The organism is Pseudomonas gingeri (assembly GCF_013385635.1).
Taxonomy (GTDB): Bacteria; Pseudomonadota; Gammaproteobacteria; order Pseudomonadales; family Pseudomonadaceae; genus Aquipseudomonas; species Aquipseudomonas gingeri_A.
The window spans coordinates 222,891-240,005 of the sequence record NZ_JACAPR010000010.1; the positions used below are offsets into that span (position 1 = coordinate 222,891).

30 protein-coding genes are annotated in these 17,115 nt (G+C 61.2%); 22 read left to right on the plus strand and 8 right to left on the minus strand.

What is annotated here, in order from left to right; translation table 11 throughout:
- Positions 1 to 14: 14 nt before the first annotated feature.
- Positions 15 to 296, minus strand: a complete 282-nt coding sequence (locus tag HX851_RS11370; protein ID WP_218173437.1) for a hypothetical protein — start codon at positions 294 to 296, stop codon at positions 15 to 17.
- A gap of 12 nt (positions 297 to 308) precedes the next feature.
- Between HX851_RS11370 and HX851_RS11375 the strand changes: the two genes are divergently transcribed.
- Positions 309 to 521, plus strand: a complete 213-nt coding sequence (locus tag HX851_RS11375; protein ID WP_177065385.1) for a hypothetical protein — start codon at positions 309 to 311, stop codon at positions 519 to 521.
- A 106-nt stretch (positions 522 to 627) separates the two neighbouring features.
- Here HX851_RS11375 and HX851_RS38650 read toward each other — a convergent pair whose 3' ends face one another.
- The 7 genes from HX851_RS38650 to HX851_RS11405 all read right to left on the minus strand — a co-directional run bounded on the left by HX851_RS38650 (position 628) and on the right by HX851_RS11405 (position 3,400).
- Entirely contained in the window at positions 628 to 762 is a 135-nt protein-coding gene (locus HX851_RS38650; protein WP_256262775.1) for a hypothetical protein, read from the minus strand.
- A complete protein-coding gene (locus tag HX851_RS11380) occupies positions 759 to 992 on the minus strand; it encodes a hypothetical protein (protein ID WP_177065387.1) in 234 nt (77 codons plus the stop codon). The genes HX851_RS38650 and HX851_RS11380 overlap by 4 nt, the downstream gene beginning before the upstream one ends.
- Positions 989 to 1,276 (minus strand): hypothetical protein, encoded by a 288-nt coding sequence (locus tag HX851_RS11385; RefSeq protein WP_177065388.1) that lies wholly within the window; start codon positions 1,274 to 1,276, stop codon positions 989 to 991. The genes HX851_RS11380 and HX851_RS11385 overlap by 4 nt, the downstream gene beginning before the upstream one ends.
- 25 nt (positions 1,277 to 1,301) lie before the next feature.
- Positions 1,302 to 1,898 carry a pentapeptide repeat-containing protein gene (locus HX851_RS11390; RefSeq protein WP_218173438.1) on the minus strand — a complete coding sequence of 199 codons (597 nt, stop codon included), beginning with the start codon at positions 1,896 to 1,898 and terminating at the stop codon, positions 1,302 to 1,304.
- Between the two features lie 67 nt (positions 1,899 to 1,965).
- Positions 1,966 to 2,145 (minus strand): hypothetical protein, encoded by a 180-nt coding sequence (locus HX851_RS11395; RefSeq protein ID WP_177065392.1) that lies wholly within the window; start codon positions 2,143 to 2,145, stop codon positions 1,966 to 1,968.
- Between the two features lie 284 nt (positions 2,146 to 2,429).
- Complete coding sequence (locus tag HX851_RS11400) at positions 2,430 to 2,717, minus strand: hypothetical protein (RefSeq protein WP_177065394.1); 288 nt, start codon at positions 2,715 to 2,717, stop codon at positions 2,430 to 2,432.
- On the minus strand, positions 2,717 to 3,400 hold the full coding sequence (locus HX851_RS11405) for an XRE family transcriptional regulator (RefSeq protein ID WP_177065396.1): 684 nt from the start codon (positions 3,398 to 3,400) through the stop codon (positions 2,717 to 2,719). The genes HX851_RS11400 and HX851_RS11405 overlap by 1 nt, the downstream gene beginning before the upstream one ends.
- Positions 3,401 to 3,501: 101 nt before the next feature.
- Here HX851_RS11405 and HX851_RS11410 point away from each other — a divergent pair, with 101 nt between their 5' ends.
- The 21 genes from HX851_RS11410 to HX851_RS11510 all read left to right on the plus strand — a co-directional run bounded on the left by HX851_RS11410 (position 3,502) and on the right by HX851_RS11510 (position 17,095).
- The gene (locus HX851_RS11410) at positions 3,502 to 3,690 is read left to right on the plus strand and encodes a hypothetical protein (protein WP_177065398.1); all 189 of its coding nucleotides are present in this window, start codon (positions 3,502 to 3,504) and stop codon (positions 3,688 to 3,690) included.
- 2 nt (positions 3,691 to 3,692) lie between these two features.
- Entirely contained in the window at positions 3,693 to 4,001 is a 309-nt protein-coding gene (locus HX851_RS11415; protein WP_177065400.1) for a CII family transcriptional regulator, read from the plus strand.
- Positions 4,002 to 4,003: 2 nt separating this feature from the next.
- Positions 4,004 to 4,747, plus strand: a complete 744-nt coding sequence (locus tag HX851_RS38655) for a hypothetical protein (protein ID WP_369680888.1) — start codon at positions 4,004 to 4,006, stop codon at positions 4,745 to 4,747.
- Complete coding sequence (gene dnaB / locus HX851_RS11425; RefSeq protein WP_177065401.1) at positions 4,740 to 6,176, plus strand: replicative DNA helicase; 1,437 nt, start codon at positions 4,740 to 4,742, stop codon at positions 6,174 to 6,176. Before HX851_RS38655 ends, dnaB begins: the two co-directional genes overlap by 8 nt.
- Positions 6,173 to 6,616, plus strand: a complete 444-nt coding sequence (locus HX851_RS11430) for a RusA family crossover junction endodeoxyribonuclease (RefSeq protein WP_177065403.1) — start codon at positions 6,173 to 6,175, stop codon at positions 6,614 to 6,616. Before dnaB ends, HX851_RS11430 begins: the two co-directional genes overlap by 4 nt.
- Positions 6,617 to 6,701: 85 nt before the next feature.
- Positions 6,702 to 7,001, plus strand: a complete 300-nt coding sequence (locus tag HX851_RS11435) for a hypothetical protein (protein WP_177065405.1) — start codon at positions 6,702 to 6,704, stop codon at positions 6,999 to 7,001.
- Positions 6,994 to 7,332, plus strand: coding sequence for a hypothetical protein (locus HX851_RS11440; protein ID WP_177065407.1), 339 nt, complete (start codon positions 6,994 to 6,996; stop codon positions 7,330 to 7,332). The genes HX851_RS11435 and HX851_RS11440 overlap by 8 nt, the downstream gene beginning before the upstream one ends.
- Positions 7,333 to 7,342: 10 nt before the next feature.
- Positions 7,343 to 7,630 (plus strand): hypothetical protein, encoded by a 288-nt coding sequence (locus HX851_RS11445; RefSeq protein ID WP_177065409.1) that lies wholly within the window; start codon positions 7,343 to 7,345, stop codon positions 7,628 to 7,630.
- Positions 7,631 to 7,719: 89 nt separating this feature from the next.
- A complete protein-coding gene (locus HX851_RS11450; protein ID WP_177065411.1) occupies positions 7,720 to 7,929 on the plus strand; it encodes a hypothetical protein in 210 nt (69 codons plus the stop codon).
- Positions 7,926 to 8,396 (plus strand): lysozyme, encoded by a 471-nt coding sequence (locus HX851_RS11455; RefSeq protein ID WP_177065413.1) that lies wholly within the window; start codon positions 7,926 to 7,928, stop codon positions 8,394 to 8,396. Before HX851_RS11450 ends, HX851_RS11455 begins: the two co-directional genes overlap by 4 nt.
- Positions 8,393 to 8,842, plus strand: coding sequence for a lysis system i-spanin subunit Rz (locus tag HX851_RS11460; protein ID WP_177065415.1), 450 nt, complete (start codon positions 8,393 to 8,395; stop codon positions 8,840 to 8,842). The genes HX851_RS11455 and HX851_RS11460 overlap by 4 nt, the downstream gene beginning before the upstream one ends.
- A gap of 70 nt (positions 8,843 to 8,912) precedes the next feature.
- Positions 8,913 to 9,305, plus strand: a complete 393-nt coding sequence (locus HX851_RS11465) for a hypothetical protein (RefSeq protein WP_177065417.1) — start codon at positions 8,913 to 8,915, stop codon at positions 9,303 to 9,305.
- Between the two features lie 5 nt (positions 9,306 to 9,310).
- Positions 9,311 to 9,511, plus strand: coding sequence for a hypothetical protein (locus HX851_RS11470; protein WP_177065419.1), 201 nt, complete (start codon positions 9,311 to 9,313; stop codon positions 9,509 to 9,511).
- Positions 9,508 to 11,112: a portal protein gene (locus HX851_RS11475; protein ID WP_177065421.1), complete on the plus strand. Its 1,605-nt coding sequence runs from the start codon at positions 9,508 to 9,510 to the stop codon at positions 11,110 to 11,112. Before HX851_RS11470 ends, HX851_RS11475 begins: the two co-directional genes overlap by 4 nt.
- Positions 11,109 to 11,357 (plus strand): Bbp19 family protein, encoded by a 249-nt coding sequence (locus tag HX851_RS11480; RefSeq protein ID WP_177065423.1) that lies wholly within the window; start codon positions 11,109 to 11,111, stop codon positions 11,355 to 11,357. The genes HX851_RS11475 and HX851_RS11480 overlap by 4 nt, the downstream gene beginning before the upstream one ends.
- Complete coding sequence (locus tag HX851_RS11485; protein ID WP_177065425.1) at positions 11,354 to 12,193, plus strand: hypothetical protein; 840 nt, start codon at positions 11,354 to 11,356, stop codon at positions 12,191 to 12,193. Before HX851_RS11480 ends, HX851_RS11485 begins: the two co-directional genes overlap by 4 nt.
- Positions 12,194 to 12,391: 198 nt before the next feature.
- Entirely contained in the window at positions 12,392 to 13,261 is an 870-nt protein-coding gene (locus HX851_RS11490; protein WP_177065427.1) for a phage capsid protein, read from the plus strand.
- A gap of 45 nt (positions 13,262 to 13,306) precedes the next feature.
- Positions 13,307 to 13,771, plus strand: a complete 465-nt coding sequence (locus HX851_RS11495; protein WP_177065429.1) for a hypothetical protein — start codon at positions 13,307 to 13,309, stop codon at positions 13,769 to 13,771.
- A 74-nt stretch (positions 13,772 to 13,845) separates the two neighbouring features.
- The gene (locus HX851_RS11500) at positions 13,846 to 14,427 is read left to right on the plus strand and encodes a phage connector family protein (RefSeq protein ID WP_218173440.1); all 582 of its coding nucleotides are present in this window, start codon (positions 13,846 to 13,848) and stop codon (positions 14,425 to 14,427) included.
- Positions 14,427 to 16,577 carry a phage tail protein gene (locus HX851_RS11505; protein ID WP_177065431.1) on the plus strand — a complete coding sequence of 717 codons (2,151 nt, stop codon included), beginning with the start codon at positions 14,427 to 14,429 and terminating at the stop codon, positions 16,575 to 16,577. Before HX851_RS11500 ends, HX851_RS11505 begins: the two co-directional genes overlap by 1 nt.
- An 11-nt stretch (positions 16,578 to 16,588) precedes the next feature.
- On the plus strand, positions 16,589 to 17,095 hold the full coding sequence (locus HX851_RS11510) for an HNH endonuclease signature motif containing protein (RefSeq protein ID WP_177065433.1): 507 nt from the start codon (positions 16,589 to 16,591) through the stop codon (positions 17,093 to 17,095).
- Positions 17,096 to 17,115 lie beyond the last annotated feature (20 nt).

The following is a 17,115-nucleotide window of genomic DNA, read 5'->3' on the forward strand; positions in this document are numbered from 1 at the left end:
GAAGGAGGAAGGGGTTAGGCGGAACGGGCGGCGAGCATTGCGTCGGCCATCTGATACGAGGTCTCAGCGATATGGGCGGCGTACTTGGCGAAACCCTGCTCGCGAACGGTCTTGCCGAAATCCTTCTCGCGCTGCATCTGGCCCTGCAAAGCCTTTGCCGCGAAGTAGTCGCGCAGGCTCATGCCGTGGCTCACGTCGCGCACATCAACGCAGGTCTGCGCGCCGCTGTTCATATCGGTTTCAACCCAGCCAAGCGCGCACGGAAACGCCGCACCGCTGGTGTCTGCATTGGACATGGTGTTTACCTATTGAGTGATCAGGCCGCCGATTGCGGGGCCCAGCAGGATTACGAGGATGAAGACCAGGCCGGTGGCGGCCGAGGCAATGCGGATGGAGCGGCGCCGGGTGCGCTGGCGGGCGGTCATGGCGACCGTTGCGACTGGGCGCGGCGCGTAGGACCGAAAGCCATGTTCCAGCGCGAAACGTGGCGCTGGTGCTGGGTGGCATCGGCGCCGGGGTAGACCTCTTGTCCGCAGCGGGGGCAGTTGGCCTGATCGTCACAAATCGCCACCTGGCAGCAGCGCGTGAACATCGTGCTGTTGGTGGGGGAGCAGAGGAATACGCTGATCATGAAAACCTCGCAATCAACATGCCGCGGCGAATCTCAATGCGCAGCGGGCGGGGTAGGTCGGCGACCAGAAAAAAGCCCCGGTTTTCCAGGGCCTTGGTCAGTTGTTTGGCAGTTCGACAGATGATCGTCACGGCGCTGTCCTCCTGATATCAGCCGCAAATGCCTCGGCCTGGATCTCGTAGAAACGATTGAACCTGGCCTTGTACGTGCCGAACTCGATGTCATCGATCGCGCCTAGCGCGTGGGCCATTTCGAACGCCATCGAGGTTTCGGCGAAGAGTTGCGCAGAGCTGTCGCCGTTGCGCAGGCAGTCGAACCGGGCATCGATCATGCCGACGGCGATTGTGTGGGCCCGGCTCATGCCGCCCACCGTTGCCGGCGCGCTGCCGCGTCGATCTCGATCCAGAGCGCGACCTCGATCTGCGCCGAATACTGCTCGGCAATCTGGTAGCACTCGTACGGCGAGACATCCATCTTGATCCCGTCGTCGTCATAGCTGACACCGGAGATCACAACAAAATCGATCTCACGGCTGCCGTAGAAATCCCAGTCGCTGTTCCAGGTGCCGGGGCTCGGCGGCACATTCTCGCAATGGGTCACCTCCACGCGGAGGCAGAACCCTTCCACAATCACTTCGTGTTCCATGGTCGCCTCCAGTGTGGCGGTGTGATTACTCGGTCTTAGGCTCGGCTGGCTCTTCCGGCTTAATGGTTGCGCCAGGTACTGCCGGAGAAACCTCGATGATCTGTTTCAAGATCGGTTTCCAGATCGACCACCAGGCCAAGGCCTTGTCATCCATGCGACTGATCTCTTCATCGGTAAATGCCCACCACTCGGCCAGTGCGTGGAACTGGCAGCCGATCTGCATACGATCAGCCGTGTAGGTGACTGGCCAGATATCGCACTGAATGGCTTTGATCTCTTTGCAGTTGCCGGATGCGCCCCAAATACTGGATAGGTCGCCCAGGTAGGCACCGCGCAGGTTGGCACCGCCCAGGTAGGCACCGCCCAGGTTGGCACCGCCCAGGTTGGCATCGCGCAGGTTGGCACCGCGCAGGTTGGCACCGCCCAGGTAGGCACCGCGCAGGTTGGCATCGCGCAGGTTGGCATCGCGCAGGTTGGCACCGCCCAGGTAGGCACCGCCCAGGTAGGCACCGCCCAGGTTGGCATCGCCCAGGTCTGCGCGCTCGCCGCCCTCTTCATCATCCAGCCACGCGCGGTGCTTGCCGAGGATCTCGGCCAGTTGTTCAGGGGTGAAAGTTTTCATGGGGTTGTCCTTGTCGGTTGGATTACATCCGTCTGCCCACTCGGTGGAATGGACAGAGGTGATGCGGTCAGAAAACACGGATGGCTGTGTAGCCATCCGTGGCGGTGCAGCCAAAGGCGTACTTGTCGATTGCCTCGGACTCGCTGGCAGCGAATTGGAAGCCGACCCAGCGGCCGTTCAGGTAGAGGTCATAGCGCATGGTCTTTCTCCGGTTGTTTTCCCAATGCACCCGGTCGCCCAGGTGCATCAGTGAAAAATTCCGTTGTCTTGCACGCCGACCTACCGAGATCCATACGGCGCATCAGTGTGGGAATCGCCCACGCCCGATGCGTCAAAGCCTTTCCCGGCCGACGCTGTGTTGCTGCTGGTTGTTAAAGAGCGGTGGCTTGCGCCGGGTTGCGTATTGCTTGACGGCTCAAACAATACGAAAGCGTATTGGTAGTGTCAATACGTAAATGCATTGAATTTTTCTCCAGGCGAAAAAAAGCCCGCTCAGTGGCGGGCTTCTTGCGAAGGATTTATGACTTCAGGTCAGGATTTTCCGCTGACTACCCATCGATACACGCGACCAGTGATCGCGTCATACAAGACCGACAACAGCAGACCAGCGATAACCAGGTAGGTGCCATAGAGGGCAAGGGGGTATCGCCGTACTTGGCTTGCATCAAGCGTGATGACCCGGCCCCATTTATTGAAAAAAGTAGACGCACTCCATGCATCTCCAGATATTTGGAGCAGGCCGATTGCCAAGAGCAGCGTGCCAATTGCGAGAGCGACAATCCCTATCCGCTTTGGAATAGTGTTCATGATTTTATGCATTACAGCTTCCTCGCATTCCAGGCCAGCAGCACGCGGGCGTGAATCCGCAACAGGTCGAGTTCGGCGCCCTTGATGTCATATGGCGGGAACGCATCGTTATCGGAAATCATGCGGATCATTTTCGGAAGCCGCTGCAGTCGCTTGATGTAGAGCACCCCGTCCAGTGAGAACAGATATACACCATCGACCACGACTTCATTGACCCCCTTGTCAATGATCAGCGGGTCGCCACTGGTGAACGTCTTTTCCATGCTCTCGCCGAATCCAGTCACCACCGCCAGGTTCTCCGGCCTGCTGTAGTTGACGCCCTGTTCCCGCAAATACTCCTGTCGAACGGTGATATTCCGGATTGTCTCGATATAGTCGCTGGGTACTACCTGTCCTGGCCCCATAGATCCCACCACGTCGTATTGAGGGATATCGATATCGCCCTTCGCCTTTCCGGCGAAGTTCGCCACAACAACGTTCGATCCTTTCTCGCGTTCACCTCCACGCCAGAGCCAGTCGGCCGTAACGCCAAGCGCCTTGGCAATCCTTTCGATATTGTCCTGGCGCGGACTCTTAGAGTCTCCGGTCACGATCCGGTGAACGGTCGGTTGATTGACCCCTGAGCGTCGGCCCAGTTCACCCTCGGACAACCCTAACCGCTCCATTTCCGCCGCAATCCTTTCGCCGATCTTCATGCGCCTATCCAATAAGAAAACGTATTAAAAAACGAGTCTATTGCAGCCTCCAATCCGCTTGCGTATCATCGATCAATACGTAAACGCATTGGTGAGCAAAAATGACCATCCAAGAAATGCTTGCGGACCTTGCTGCATGGGGCTTCTCCCAAGGCGCAATCGCCCGCAATGTCGGCACCACGCAGCCAACCATTCACCGCGCCACCAAGGGCGCAAGCATCGGCTACGAGACCGGGAAGCTGATCGAAGCCATGCACAAAGAGGCTGAAGCCTCTCGCTCGGCGGCCTGACCATGCCCACGTCCCCATTAAGCCAAGAGCAGACCGTAAGGGCCCGCAAGAACTACTCAGTTCTCATGCAGCACCTTGCGTCGGTCGGCAATGCGCCGGTGGCGCTTGCAGTCGGTTGCGACGAGGCAACGATCAGCCGGATGAAGCCGGAGAAGTTCGAACAGTTCTGCCAGATCCTGGCCGTGCTCGGGCTGAAGATCGTGCCGACCAACATGCGGTGTTTCGACGTGCGCGACATCGAGGCAATCCTTTATCAGGCCAAGCGTTGGATGGAGCACATCCAGGGCGTTGACCAACTGCAGGAGGATTGACCGTGGAATGGTTCCGGATGTACGGCGAGTTCGCCACCGACCCCAAAGTGCAGATGATGAGCGAGGCCGACCAGCGCCGATTCATCATGCTGCTTTGCCTCCGTTGCAGTAACGACGATGTAACGTTACATGAAACAGAAATAGCGTTTCAGTTGCGCATCAGCGATGAAGAGTGGTCGAGGTCAAAAGCCCTGTTCTTGAGCAAGGGCCTGATCGATGAAGAATGTCGCCCGGTGAAGTGGGACAGCCGCCAGTTTGTCTCAGACTCAAGCGCGGCGCGGGTTGCAGCCCATCGAGCAAAGAAGAAACAGGCATGTAACGTTACAGTAACGCCACCAGATACAGATACAGATACAGATACAGATACAGATAAAGATCAAAAGCTTCTCGTCGACGCCGAGCGTCAACCGGGCGACGACGACCAGAATTCCGAAAAGCCAAACGCGATCCCTCCGTGCCCGTACCAGAAGATCCTGGACCTGTACCACGCCGGCCTGCCCGAACTGCCCGCCGTTGTCCTGCTCAACGACCTGCGCAAGAAACACCTCGCCGCCCGATGGCGTGAAAACGCCGTGCACCAGGACCTCCAGTTTTGGGCCGATTACTTCTTCCAGGTCAAACAATCCCGCTTCCTGCTCGGCCAGGCTGAAGGGCGCCAGGGCTCAAAGCCCTTCCGCGCAACGTTCGACTGGCTGATCGCCCCCAGCAACTTCGTGAAAGTCATCGAGGGAAATTACAATGCGTGACCCCTACAGCCTCGAAGCCGAGCACGCGGTGCTGGGCGCAATGCTGATCAAACCCGAACTGATCGACATCCTGTCCGCCGATCTCAAGACATCGGATTTCTTTTTCGCCGACAACCGCGCCGTGTTCGAAGCGATCCAGACGCTGAAGGCCAGGGGCACCCCGGTTGACTTCCTGACCGTTGCGGAGCAGGTGGGCGATCTGCACGGGGACTCGTCTTCCCTGGCGTACTGCGCCGATCTGCACCGCAACACGCCATCAGCGGCCAACGCCAGGGCCTACGCCAACACCGTGCTCGAACGCAGCACCGTCCGCGCCCTGATGACCGCGGCCCAGGCCATCCACGAAATCGCCCAGGGTGATTCCGGTACCGAGGACAAAATCACTCAGTCCCAGGCTGAGATCAACGCGATCGGCAGCAGCTCTGCAGGATCGGAAACGATCACCGCCGGTGAGGCAATCCGCAGGCACGTCGAGGAGCTGGAGCGCCGCGAAGCCCTGGGCGGAGCCATGGACGGGCTGAGCACCGGCATACCCTCGCTCGACGCCAAAATCATGGGCCTGAAGGGCGGGCAACTGATCATCATCGCCGGCCGCCCGAAGATGGGTAAAACCACCCTGGCCATGAACATCGTCGATCACAACGCGATCCTTGACAGCAAGCGCGTGCTTGTGTTCAGCCAAGAAATGTCCCACGGCGAGCTGATGGACAAGTCCCTGGCATCCCTGGGCAATATCCCGCTCAAGGCGCTCAAGGATGGGACCGCGCTCAAGACCCACTCCACGCAGATGGTCGAAACCTCGAACCTGATCCACGGCGCCGCCATCGAGCTGTACGACCGCAGCGGCGTGACCATCAACCGCATTCGCTCAGCCGCCCGCCGGCAGAAAATGAATTTCGGGCTCGACCTGGTCGTCGTTGACCACCTGGGCCTGGTGGACGTCGATGACGCCCGGGCGAACGCCGTGCAGCGGATCAGCGAGATCACCCGCCAGCTCAAGCTGCTGGCCAAGGAGCTCGACGTCCCGGTCATCGCCCTGTCCCAACTCAACCGCCAGCTCGAACAGCGCCCGAACAAGCGACCAACCCCGTCGGACCTGCGCGACTCGGGCTCAATCGAGCAAGACGCCGACATGATCGTGTTCGTGTACCGGGATGAGGTCTACGAGCCGAACACCCAGTTCCGCGGGATCGCCGAGATCATCATCGGCGCCGCCCGCGGTATCCAGCCTTGCACGGTCCGCGTGTCCTACCAGGGCGGCTACAGCCGGTTCGTTGAGCTGGTCGCCAAGGCCGATTCAGCACCGCCTGACCTGTTCGACGACGGGGCCGATTACTCGCCGAAGCCGGAAAGCGCCGTCGCGAAGGTCACCAGCATGGCCGAGCGGTACAAAAAACAACCCTCCCAGTACGGAGCGCACCGCTCATGAACGATCTCAAGCCAGTCTCATTCGTCGTGCCAGGTGAGGCTATCGGCAAAGGCCGTCCGCGCGTCAGCACAATCGGTGGCCACGCCCGTATGTTCACGCCGAAGAAAACCGCGAACTACGAAACTCTGATCTCGATGGCAGCCCATGAAGCCATGGCCGGGCGTGAGCTGATCGCCGGCCCTGTGCTGATCGAGCTGCGCATCGTCGTCAGCGTCGCCGCGTCCTGGTCCAAGAAGAAAACCGCCGCCGCGCTCGCCGGCGAGGTCATGCCGACCAAGAAACCGGACACCGACAACGTGCTCAAGGCCATCTGCGACGGCATCAACGGCGTCGTGTTCCGCGATGACGTGCAGGTCGTGGATGTGTTCGCCCGCAAGCGCTTCGGCGAAACCCCTGGCGTCTCGGTCAGGGTGGTTCCGCTGGAAGGGGAATCGTCATGAGCCACCACCTGCTGATCGCTACCGCCGCCGTCGGCACCATCCTGCTGATCGCGGCAAACCTGTTCCTGCGCTGTGGAGGTGCCCTGTGTCTCTGAAACCAATCCTGAAGTGGTCCTGCCGCGAACTGGCCGATGGCTGGGTCATGATCGGCGTCGACGTCAGCCTGGAGCAGGGCGACGATCCGGAGGCGTTGCTCGGTTACAGGCGGGCCGTGCATCCCTTCCAGTTCGACGAGTCCGACACTCCGGTTATGGACTTCCAGTTTCTTATCGCTGAAATGACTTACAGGATTACGAGAGGGCTGGAGGGGTGCGGGGACGCGCAACCGCACCCAGCCTCGCGCGCGGGCGCGTTTGGTGGCTGTGATGAAGCCTCCCGTGCTTGAGCAGATCCCGCTCTTCGCCGAGCCGGTTCGCGTGCCAATGTCGCAGATGATTCTGCACACGCCCGCGCCACCCGCCAGGCCAGGGCCGAAGCGCATCGACTGGTTTCGGGTGATTACGGAGGTTCTGCGCTCGGGGTACTCGATCCAGGGCGCAGCAGATGAGATTGGCGTTGCTCGTACGACGCTGATTGGCTGGAAGCAGGGCGCAGAGCCCCGTTACAGCGAGGGTGAACGCCTGGTGCTGTTGTGGTGCCAGGTGACAGAGCAAGACCGCAACGAACTGCCCATGGTCGCGGCGAGCGACTGGTGGGCTTATCACTCCAAGGCTTGAGGGAATACCGATGAAACTTACTCGCGAAGACGAACAACGCATAATTGATCTGTCCGACGCTGCCGGCCGAGCCATCAACAACGGCCTTCATGATCTGGCTGAAAAGCTGGCTGCCGAGGCCGAGAAGTTGCTGAGCGATGGGCAAGGTCAATCGTTTCAGGATTTCGGCGCCAGTTGCGGCCTGAACATGGAGCATTTGCACGGACAAGACCAGCACTTCGCCAGCAAGCACACTCAGGAACTGTTCGATTGCTGGCTGGCTGCTCGCGGCCAGAAGGTGTTTACGCCGCCGAAATAGTCGGGATTCCGACACCTGACCCCGCCGATGCTTCCGTCATCGCAGCCCAGCCACCGCGCCGGGCTTTTTTCTGGCAGGGAGAAACCACTTTGAACGCAACCCAGGACATCGCTCTGGAGGCCGCGAAGGCCGCACCACCGGTCGCCGTGTCAGGCGCGATGTTGCTCGGCATGTCGCCGAACGACTGGATCGCCGCCCTGACCGTGCTGTACCTGCTGCTGCAGATCGGATTGCTGCTCCCGCGATACTGGTCGCAGTTCCGCGACTGGGTTCGCCCGAACAGGCCCGACGCGCAATGAGCCCGCTACAGCAGCGCGTCCTGGCCGCATCACTGGCCGGCGCCGTGGGCATGGCCAGTGTGCTGGTCACCAAGTTCGAAGGCCGCAGCCTGGTGGCCTATCTAGATCCTGTCGGCATCCCCACCATCTGCGAAGGCGTCACCCGTGGCGTGAAGCTGGGCCAGGCCAAGACCCCCGCGCAATGCGACGAGCTGCTGGCGAAGGAACTGTCAATCGCCATGGCCGGCGTCGACCGAAACGTCACCAGGCCACAGCCCGAAACCCGACGTGCCGCCCTGGCATCGTTCGTCTACAACGTCGGCGAGCCGCAGTTTGCTGCATCCACGCTGCTGCGCAAGCTGAACGCCGGCGATGTGCGCGGCGCCTGCGCTGAACTGAGCCGGTGGGTGTACGCCAAGGGCCAGAAGCTGGCCGGCCTGGTCAACCGTCGCGCTGCTGAGCGTGAACTCTGTGAGGTGGGCCTGTGATCAAGTTCCTGGCAACCCTGAGCGTGCTGCTAGCTGTGGCGCTGCTGCTCGCATTCTGGCGCCTGACCTATACCCATGCCGCGCTCAACGTCCAAACTCGACGCGTAGCCGTGCTGGAGGAGCAAGCAGCCGCATACGCGCAGGCCATCCGTGTGCGCGATTCCATCGATGCCCAGTATCAGGAGGCAATCCGCAATGCCGAACAATCCAAGCCGCAGCTTGTTGCTGACCTCGATGCTGGCGTTAAGCGCGTGTACGTCCGCGCCGCATGTGTGCCAGCCAATCCCAAGCCCGCCGGCCGCGCTGATGCAGCCGCCCCCCAACTTGCAGCTGATGCTCGACAGGATTATGCCAACCTCGTTGCCGCCAACAAGAAAGTGACCGCCCAGGTGATCGGCCTGCAAGACTTCATCGCTCGCGCCTGCGCCCGCTCCACGCCGAAATAGTCGGGAAACCGACAGCCCACCCCATTGATTCTGGCCCTCGTTGATCATCAACCAACCCGAGGCCAGTCCAATGCCAGCTCCAGACCTTACCCCGCAGATTCCGGGCGAGCCGCTTGGCTCCATCACGCCACTGGGCAACACCACAGCACCTCCCGCCGACAGCCAGCAGCCGCCAGCGCCGCCGCTGTACGTCGCCAAGCACAACGGCGGTGGCCGCTGGATCGTCGTGACCAACGACACCGAGGCCAATCGCGTGGGTGATTTCGTTGGCGACAAAGATTCGATCGTTGCCGAGGTCGAGCGCATGAACGCCGGCGGCGAGCCGTTCGCCAAGCCAGACAATCAGCCGCCAGCGACCAGTCAGGTGCCGACCACCACCACGGTCAACGCCTCAGCCATCAAGCAGGCCGTCCTGACCGACACCGGCTGGCTGTGCCCTGAACCACCGGCAGCGAAGGAGTAAGGCCCATGGGATCAAAGCCAAAGGCACCGAAGGTCGTGGCGCCACCTGATCCAGCAATCGAGGCGCAGAAAGCCGCCGACGCTGCCGCCGTCAAAGCCAACGAAGAAACCGCTACCCGCAAGAAGCGTAAGGCCGAGAGCAGCTTGCTCACGTCTGGCGCCCAGGGCAGCGTCCTATCCCAAGGCAAGAGCACCCTCGGATCATGAATGCCGCGCAGATCTGCAAAACGTTGAGCACCCTGAAGTCGCTGCGCTCGCCGCATGAGCAGGTCTGGCGCGACTGCTATGACCACAGCTACCCGATCCGTGGCAGCGGCTTCTGCACCGAACAGATCACCGCCATCGAGGCGCAGATGCGCAAAGCCAGGATGATCGACGGCACCACAACGGACGCGGTGCGGATCCTGTCCTCCGGGATCATGTCGGGACTCACGCCTGCGAACTCCCTGTGGTTCGGCATGGACGTGGGCCAGGAAACCGAGGATGAGCGCCGGTGGCTCGACGACTCGGCGGACATTGTCTGGCAGAACATCCACGCATCGAACTTCGACGCGGCTGCCTTTGAGGGGCTGATCGACGTTGTGTGCGCTGGGTGGTTCGCGCTGTACATCGACCAGGATGCGGAGCGGGGCGGGTTCACCTTCGACCTATGGCCCATTGCGAGCGTGTACGCGTCCGCATCCAAGGCCGGTGGCAAGATCGATACCGTGTATCGCGAGTACAAGCTGACGGCCGAGCAGGCGGTCAACGAGTTCGGTGAAGAGAACCTGAGCGAGAACACGCGCAAGCTGGCGAAGGACAAGCCGCAGGAAATGGTCAGATTCATCCACGCCATTTATCCGCGCAGCACCTACATGGTGGGCGCCCGCCTGGCCAAGAACATGCCGGTTGCCAGTTGCAAGGTCGAGGTCGAAGCCAAGCTGCTGGTAAGCGAGTCCGGTTATCACGAAATGCCCGTCGTCGTTCCGCGCTGGATGATGATTCCAGACAGTGTGTACGCGGTTGGCCCGGTGTTCGACGCCTTGCCGGACTCCCGCACCCTGAATGATCTGTGCCGCATGGACCTCGCGGCCGGTGACCTGGCCATCGCCGGCATGTGGATTGCCGAGGACGATGGCGTGTTGAACCCGCGCACAGTCAAGGTCGGGCCGCGCAAGATCATCGTTGCCAACAGCGTCGACAGCATGAAGCCCCTGCAAAGCGGCTCGAACTTCCAGTACGCCGAGACGAAGATCCAGCGCCTGCAGGCCTCCATCCGCAAGATCCTGATGGCCGACCAGCTCCAGGCCCAGGACGGCCCGGCCATGACCGCCACCGAAGTGCATGTCCGGGTCAACCTGATCCGCCAGTTGCTGGGTCCGGTCTACGGCCGGCTCCAGACCGAGTACCTGCAACCGCTGATCGAGCGGTGTTTCGGCATTGCGTACCGCGCCGGGATCCTGGGCCAGGCGCCGGAGTCTCTGGCCGGGCGCAACTTCACCGTTCGCTATCTGTCGCCCCTAGCGCGCTCGCAGAAGCTGGAAGAGGTCACCGCCATCGATACGTTCGTTGCCGGCGCCCTGGGCGTCGTTGCGGCAACTCAGGACCCGTCGATACTCGACAACATCGACATGGACGAGGCCCAGCGCTTCAAGGGCGAGGCGCTCGGCGTTCCGTCCACCATCATCCGCAGCAAAGCCGACAGGGACAAAATCCGGGATGACCGGGCCCAGGCCCAGCAGGCAGCCCAGCAGCAACAGCAACAGCAGGTGCTGGAGCAGCAGGCGAATGAAGCCGCGGTCAAGCAGCAGGCGGGGGCGGCAGCATGACCCAATACACCCCCGAACAAATGGACGAGATGTTCAAGCGCGTATTCGAGCAGCATGCCGAAGGAGTGATTGTGCTTGATCACCTGATTCAGCGCTTCAGCAAGAACGCTGTAACCGTGGGCGGCATCGATGCTGTCCTGCGCACCTACCTACAGGCCGGGCACCGCGAGGTCCTGGACCACATCCTGCTCCGCATCAACCGCGCCAATGGCGTGCAAGAACCTACCGAAGAGGAACAGCAATGAACTGGTTTATCCACAAGATGCTCGGTCACTACCCAATGGCAGATGCCGAGCCGACTCCAGCCGGCGGCGGGGCAGCCCTGCCGGCTGAGCCGGCAGCAGACTCCGTACTTGGCGGTGGCGCACCGAATGACTACATCCCCGAGAAGTACAGGGTCAACAAGGATGACGGATCGCTCGACCTTGAGCAGTCCAGTCGTAAGCTGGCCGAGTCTTACAAGCACCTGGAAACCCGTATGGGTTCCGGCGATGCGCCGCCCAAGACGCCCGAGGAGTACGCCGTCAAGCTGGAAGGCGTCGAGGGCTTCGACTGGGAAGAGTTCAAGGCCGACCCTGACACGCAGTCGTTTTTGAAGGGCGCTCACTCCAAAGGCCTGACCAACGACCAGGTGCAATACGTCATCGGTGAGTACATGAAGGCCGCGCCAAACCTGATTGGTGGTGCTGCCGTGCTTGACCGCGACGAATGCATTGCAACCCTCAAAGAAGCATGGGGCGGTGAGCAGGCTATGGCCGGCAATATTCGAGCGTCCTATCTGGCGGCCGAGGCTTTCGCCAGTGAGCCAGGCAAACCGGGGAACCTGGAAGTTCTCATGAATAAATACGGGAAGGATCCCGATTTCATTGCGTTTGCCGCCAACATCGGCAAGGAGCTGAAAGAGGACACCGCCATCAACAGCGGCGGCCCGGTCAGTGAGGCCGACTTTGCCGTCAAGACCGCAGAGCTTCGCCAGCAGTTGCAGGACCTGCCGGCCCACGATCCGAAACGCCCCGGTGTGCAGGCGCAACTCGATGCTATGTACAACAAGAAGTACGGCAAGCCTTCCTCTCGCTTCTGACCACCTCCGCAAATAGTCGGGAAACCGACACCTCCAGCGCACCAACATCGCAGGCATCCCAGCAATGGGCCGGCCTGCGATGGCACGCAGATACCCGGAAAGCCCCGAGGCGCAGCAGAGCCGATGCACGCCAGGAACCCCGGCCCGCGAATGCGGATACCCGGCAGGCAACCCATTTATCGCATTGGAGTGCATCGTATGTCCCAGCAAATCACCGAAGCCTTTGTCCAGCAGTTCGCGGACAACTTCAAGCACGTAGCGCAACAGAAAATGTCGCGTCTCGAATCGACGGTGACCATCGAGCCGAACATTGTCGGCATGTCCAAGTCGGTTAACCGCCTCGGCCAGCGCGTTGCCCAGCGCCGCACCCAGCGTCACGCAGACACGCCGATCAACGATCAACCACACAGCACCCGGTTCGTGGACCTCTACGACTGGGAAGACGGCGATATGGTCGATGATCAGGACAAGATCCGCATGTTGGTCGATCCGACCTCTGACTACGTCAACGCCATGGTCAGCGGCATGAACCGCGCCAAGGATGACGTAATCATTTCGGCGCTCGGCGGTCCGGCTCGCACCACCCAGGCCGGCGGCAATATCCTGCTCCCGGCGTCGCAGAAAATCGCCGTAGGCGGCACCGGCTTGACCAAGACCAAGATCATCCAGGCCAAGAAAATCTTTCGCCTGAACGAGGCGGACGAGGAAGCCGGCGAAGAGCTGTACATGATCTACCACGCCAACGCCTTGACCGACATCCTGGCCGACACCCAGTTGACCAGCGCGGATTTCATGACCGTGAAAATGCTGCAGGAAGGCACGCTGAAAGGCACCTGGATGGGCTTCCGCTGGATCCCTTCGGAGCGTCTGCCGAAGATCTCCACCACCCGCTACTGCTACGCATACGCCAAGTCTGGCGTGGTGCTCGGCAAGGGGCAGGACATCACCACCAAGGTTGCTGAGGACCCTGGCAAGGGTTTCAACGTCCGGGTCTACGCCAAGCAGAGCCTCGGCTCTGTCCGCGTAGAAGAAGAGAAGGTCGTCGAGATCGCCGCGAACGACCCGTAAGGGTCTTCGCTGTTCTCCCCCCAAACCCCATTCAGGAGTAACACCATGGCAAACGGCAACGGTTCTCTGGCAGCGGCTCGGGTTGCATACCCGCAGACCCTGACCAAACCCAACCTCCAGGGCGGCGACGTCCAGGTTTTCATCAGCACTTACACCGTTCCGGCTACAGGCGGCCCAGGCATCGGCGAGTACATTTCGTGGGGCTTCCTGCCCTTCGGCTCTCGCTTGCTGCCCACCACCAAGCTGTATTTCGCAGCCGGCGCAGCTTCTTCCACCATCACCCTGGGCGATCCAGTGTCCACCGCTCGCTATCTTGCGGCCACAGCAGTGACCACCGCCGGCAGCGCTACCGCTGAGGCTGTGTTCGCGAACGGCGGTCTGTTCGACGTGCTGATTACCAAGCCGAACGACGCCACCGATACCAGCGAGTTGCGCTCCGTGGTGGCTGGTGCCGCTCTCCAGGCGGGCCAGGTGATCACCCTGGTGGCGCAGTACGCCGGCCAGAACTGATCAGGGCTGCCAGGGATGGCGCTTCACCTTTACCGGGGCCGAGTGCCCCGGTCTTTTTATCTGGAGGTTTTCAGATGAGCATGGCAACCGGAGTATCGATCTGCTCCAACGCGCTGTTGATGCTGGGCGCGCAGACCATCAACGACTTCAACGAGCCCGTGGACCGCGCAAAGCTGGCCGCCAACCTGTACCCGACCATCCGCGACGGACTGCTGCGTGAGCATCCGTGGAACAGCGCAATCAAGCGCGTGCTGCTGGCTCCTGATGCAACCCCTCCAGCCTTTGGCTACAGCAACCAGTTCCAATTGCCTGCCGACTTCCTGCGCGTGCTCGAGGTAGGCCAGGCCAACCACCAGATCGACTACTTGATCGAGGGGCGCAGCATCCTGGCTGACGCTACGTCCATTGAGCTGCGCTATGTCTACCTGAACGAAACCGAAAACACCTGGGACGCCAAGCTGGTGGAGCTGCTGACCCTGGCAATGGCCTCGGCAATGGCTTACCCGATCACTCAGTCGGCAGCGCTCCAGGCCAACATGGAACAGAAGCTTGCCATGGCCAAGAAGGTGGCCCGCGCAATCGACGGGCAAGAGGATCCGCCGCAGACCCTGGGTGATGAGCGGTTGTTTGCGGCCCGCTTTGGAGCGTTCGGATAATGCCTCGCCTGACGATCGATCAAACAAACTTCACTGCCGGCGAGCTCTCGCCGCGCATGCTCGGGCGCGTCGACATCGCGCGTTATCAGAACGGCGCCGAGATCATCGAAAACGCTTGGCCTGTGGTTCATGGCGGCTGCGTGCGCCGCGATGGCGCGCTGTTCACCGCCGTGACGAAGTTCCCGGCCAAGCGCTCCCGCCTGATCGCCTACGTGTTCAACGAGTCCCAGGCCTACATGTGCGAGTTCGGCGACCTGTACGTGCGTATCTACCTGTCGGACGGTACGTACAGCGGTGTCGAGCTGGTGAGCCCATACACCGAGTCCATGCTGTTCGCCATGGAGTATGTGCAGGGTGCAGACACCATGTTCTTGTTCCATAGCCAGGTGCCCATTTACCGCCTGCGCAGGTCCACCAACACCGACTGGACCCTGGCCCCGGCACCATTCGTGACGCGGCCATTCGACGAGAAGGGGATCAGCTTCACCACCACGCTGACACTGAGTGCGTCAACCGTGGGCACCGGCCGCACAGCGACATCCGCTGTTGCGGCTTTTCAGCCTGCAGACGTTGGTCGGGAGATATGGGCCGGCGGCGGTGTGGCAAAGATCACCGCCTACACCAGTGCAACGGTCGTGACTGTCGAGATCGTCAATGCCTTCTCAGCCACCGTGCTGACCGCCTGGGCCCTCAAGGGATCGCCGCAGACCACGAATACGCCGTCGGCAAAGGATCCAGTGGGCGCCGTCATCACTCTCTCGCTGGGCGCCGCCGGCTGGCGTACAGACGATGTCGGCAAGTTCGTGAAGATCAACCGCGGACTCGTAGAGATCACTGCCTACAGCAGCACGACGGTGGTCAGTGCGATTATCCGGTCGGCGCTGGATGCGACAGTAGCGGCGCCGGCCAATGCATGGTCGCTTGAGGCTTCTGTCTGGAACGATATCGACGGTTACCCCAGGGCCGGCACTCTCTACCAGCAGCGCTTGGCGGTTGCCGGGTCACCGAACTACCCGCAAACGATCTGGCAGTCGCGGACCGGTGAGTACCTGAACTTCGAGCTGGGCACGAAAGACGACGACGCCCTGTCGTACAACGTGACCAGCGATCAGATCAACCCGATCCTGCACATGGCACAGATCAATGCCCTGATCCCGCTGACCTACGGTGGAGAGTTCACGGTTACCGGCGGCGTTGAGAAGCCGATCACGCCGACCAACATCCAGACTAAGAACCCGTCCTCCTACGGCTGCAACAACGTGCGCCCTGTGCGCATCGGGAATGAGCTCTATTTCATGCAGAAGTCCGGCCGCAAGCTGCGCGCCATGGCCTACAAGTACGATTCTGACAGCTACGGCTCGCCCGACATGTCCGTTCTGTCTGAGCACGCCACAACCAGCGGCATCGTGGACATGACCTATCAGCAGGAGCCGGAGTCGATTCTGTTCATGGTCCGCAACGATGGCGTGCTGGCCACGATGACTGTTGATCGGGACCAGGATGTCATCGGCTGGGCCAGGCAGGTCACAGACGGCAAGTATGAGTCTGTTGCCTCGATCCCCATCGCGACCGGTGAGCAGGTGTGGACCATCGTCAATCGCACGATCAACGGCGTCCAGACCCGCTATGTCGAGCGCTTCACGTCCGGCGTACGCGTTGATTGCGGCGTTATCGCCACCAGCGGCCCAGGCATTGCAACCTGGCCGGGCCTCGGCCACCTGGAAGGCAAGACGGTGGACATCGTTGCCGACGGCGTCGTGATGCAACAGCAGGTTGTCACCGGCGGGCAGATCACAATCCCGCGCAACGCCTTCACCGTCCAGATCGGCCTGCCGTTCAAGACCATGATCAAGACCCTGACGCCAGAGGTGCAAGGCGCCACCGGCAGCGCCCAGGGCAATAGCATACGGGTCGCCGAGATCACGCTGCGCTTTCTCGAGACAACCGGCTGCAATGTCAACGGCCAGCCCATTGCCTTTCGCAGCCTGGGGTCGCAGGCCCTGGATAAGCCGCCGGAGTTGTTCACCGGCGATCATCGGCTTGAAACCCTGGGCTGGGATCGCGGTAGCGCCTCCCTGGTGATCGAGCAAAACCAGCCGCTTCCGTTCCACCTGCTCTGTGTCATCAAAAAATGTTCAATCAACGACTAGGAGTATCAGCCATGCCAAAAGCAGAAGAATCAATCAGCGTCAGATTCTGGCGCAAGGTTGAGCGTCGTCAGCCAGATCAGTGCTGGCCGTGGGTGGGCGGCTTTGCGAACACCGGCTACGGGCAGATGAGTAAGCGCCGGCAGGACGGTAGCTGGACCATGGTCAACTCGCACCGCCTGTCCTGGCTAGAGCATTACGGCGATATCCCTAACGGGCTGTCGGTGCTGCACAAGTGCGACAACCGCAAGTGCTGCAATCCCAGCCACCTATTCCTTGGCACTCAGGCCGATAACGTGGCCGACATGGTGGACAAGGAGCGCCACGCTTTTGGCGAAGGCGCCGGCTGTGCCGCCAAGCTGACTCAGCAGCAGGCAAATGAAATCAAGGAGGCCTTAGCGCCATATGCCGGCATTCGGGTTAGGCGCGGTGTTTTGCGTGACCTTGCCTTGCAATACGGCGTATCGAAGGCTGCCGTATGCCTGATCGGCAAGGGCCGCAACTGGAGGGCGGCAGCATGATTCGCGCCGCCAAACACTCC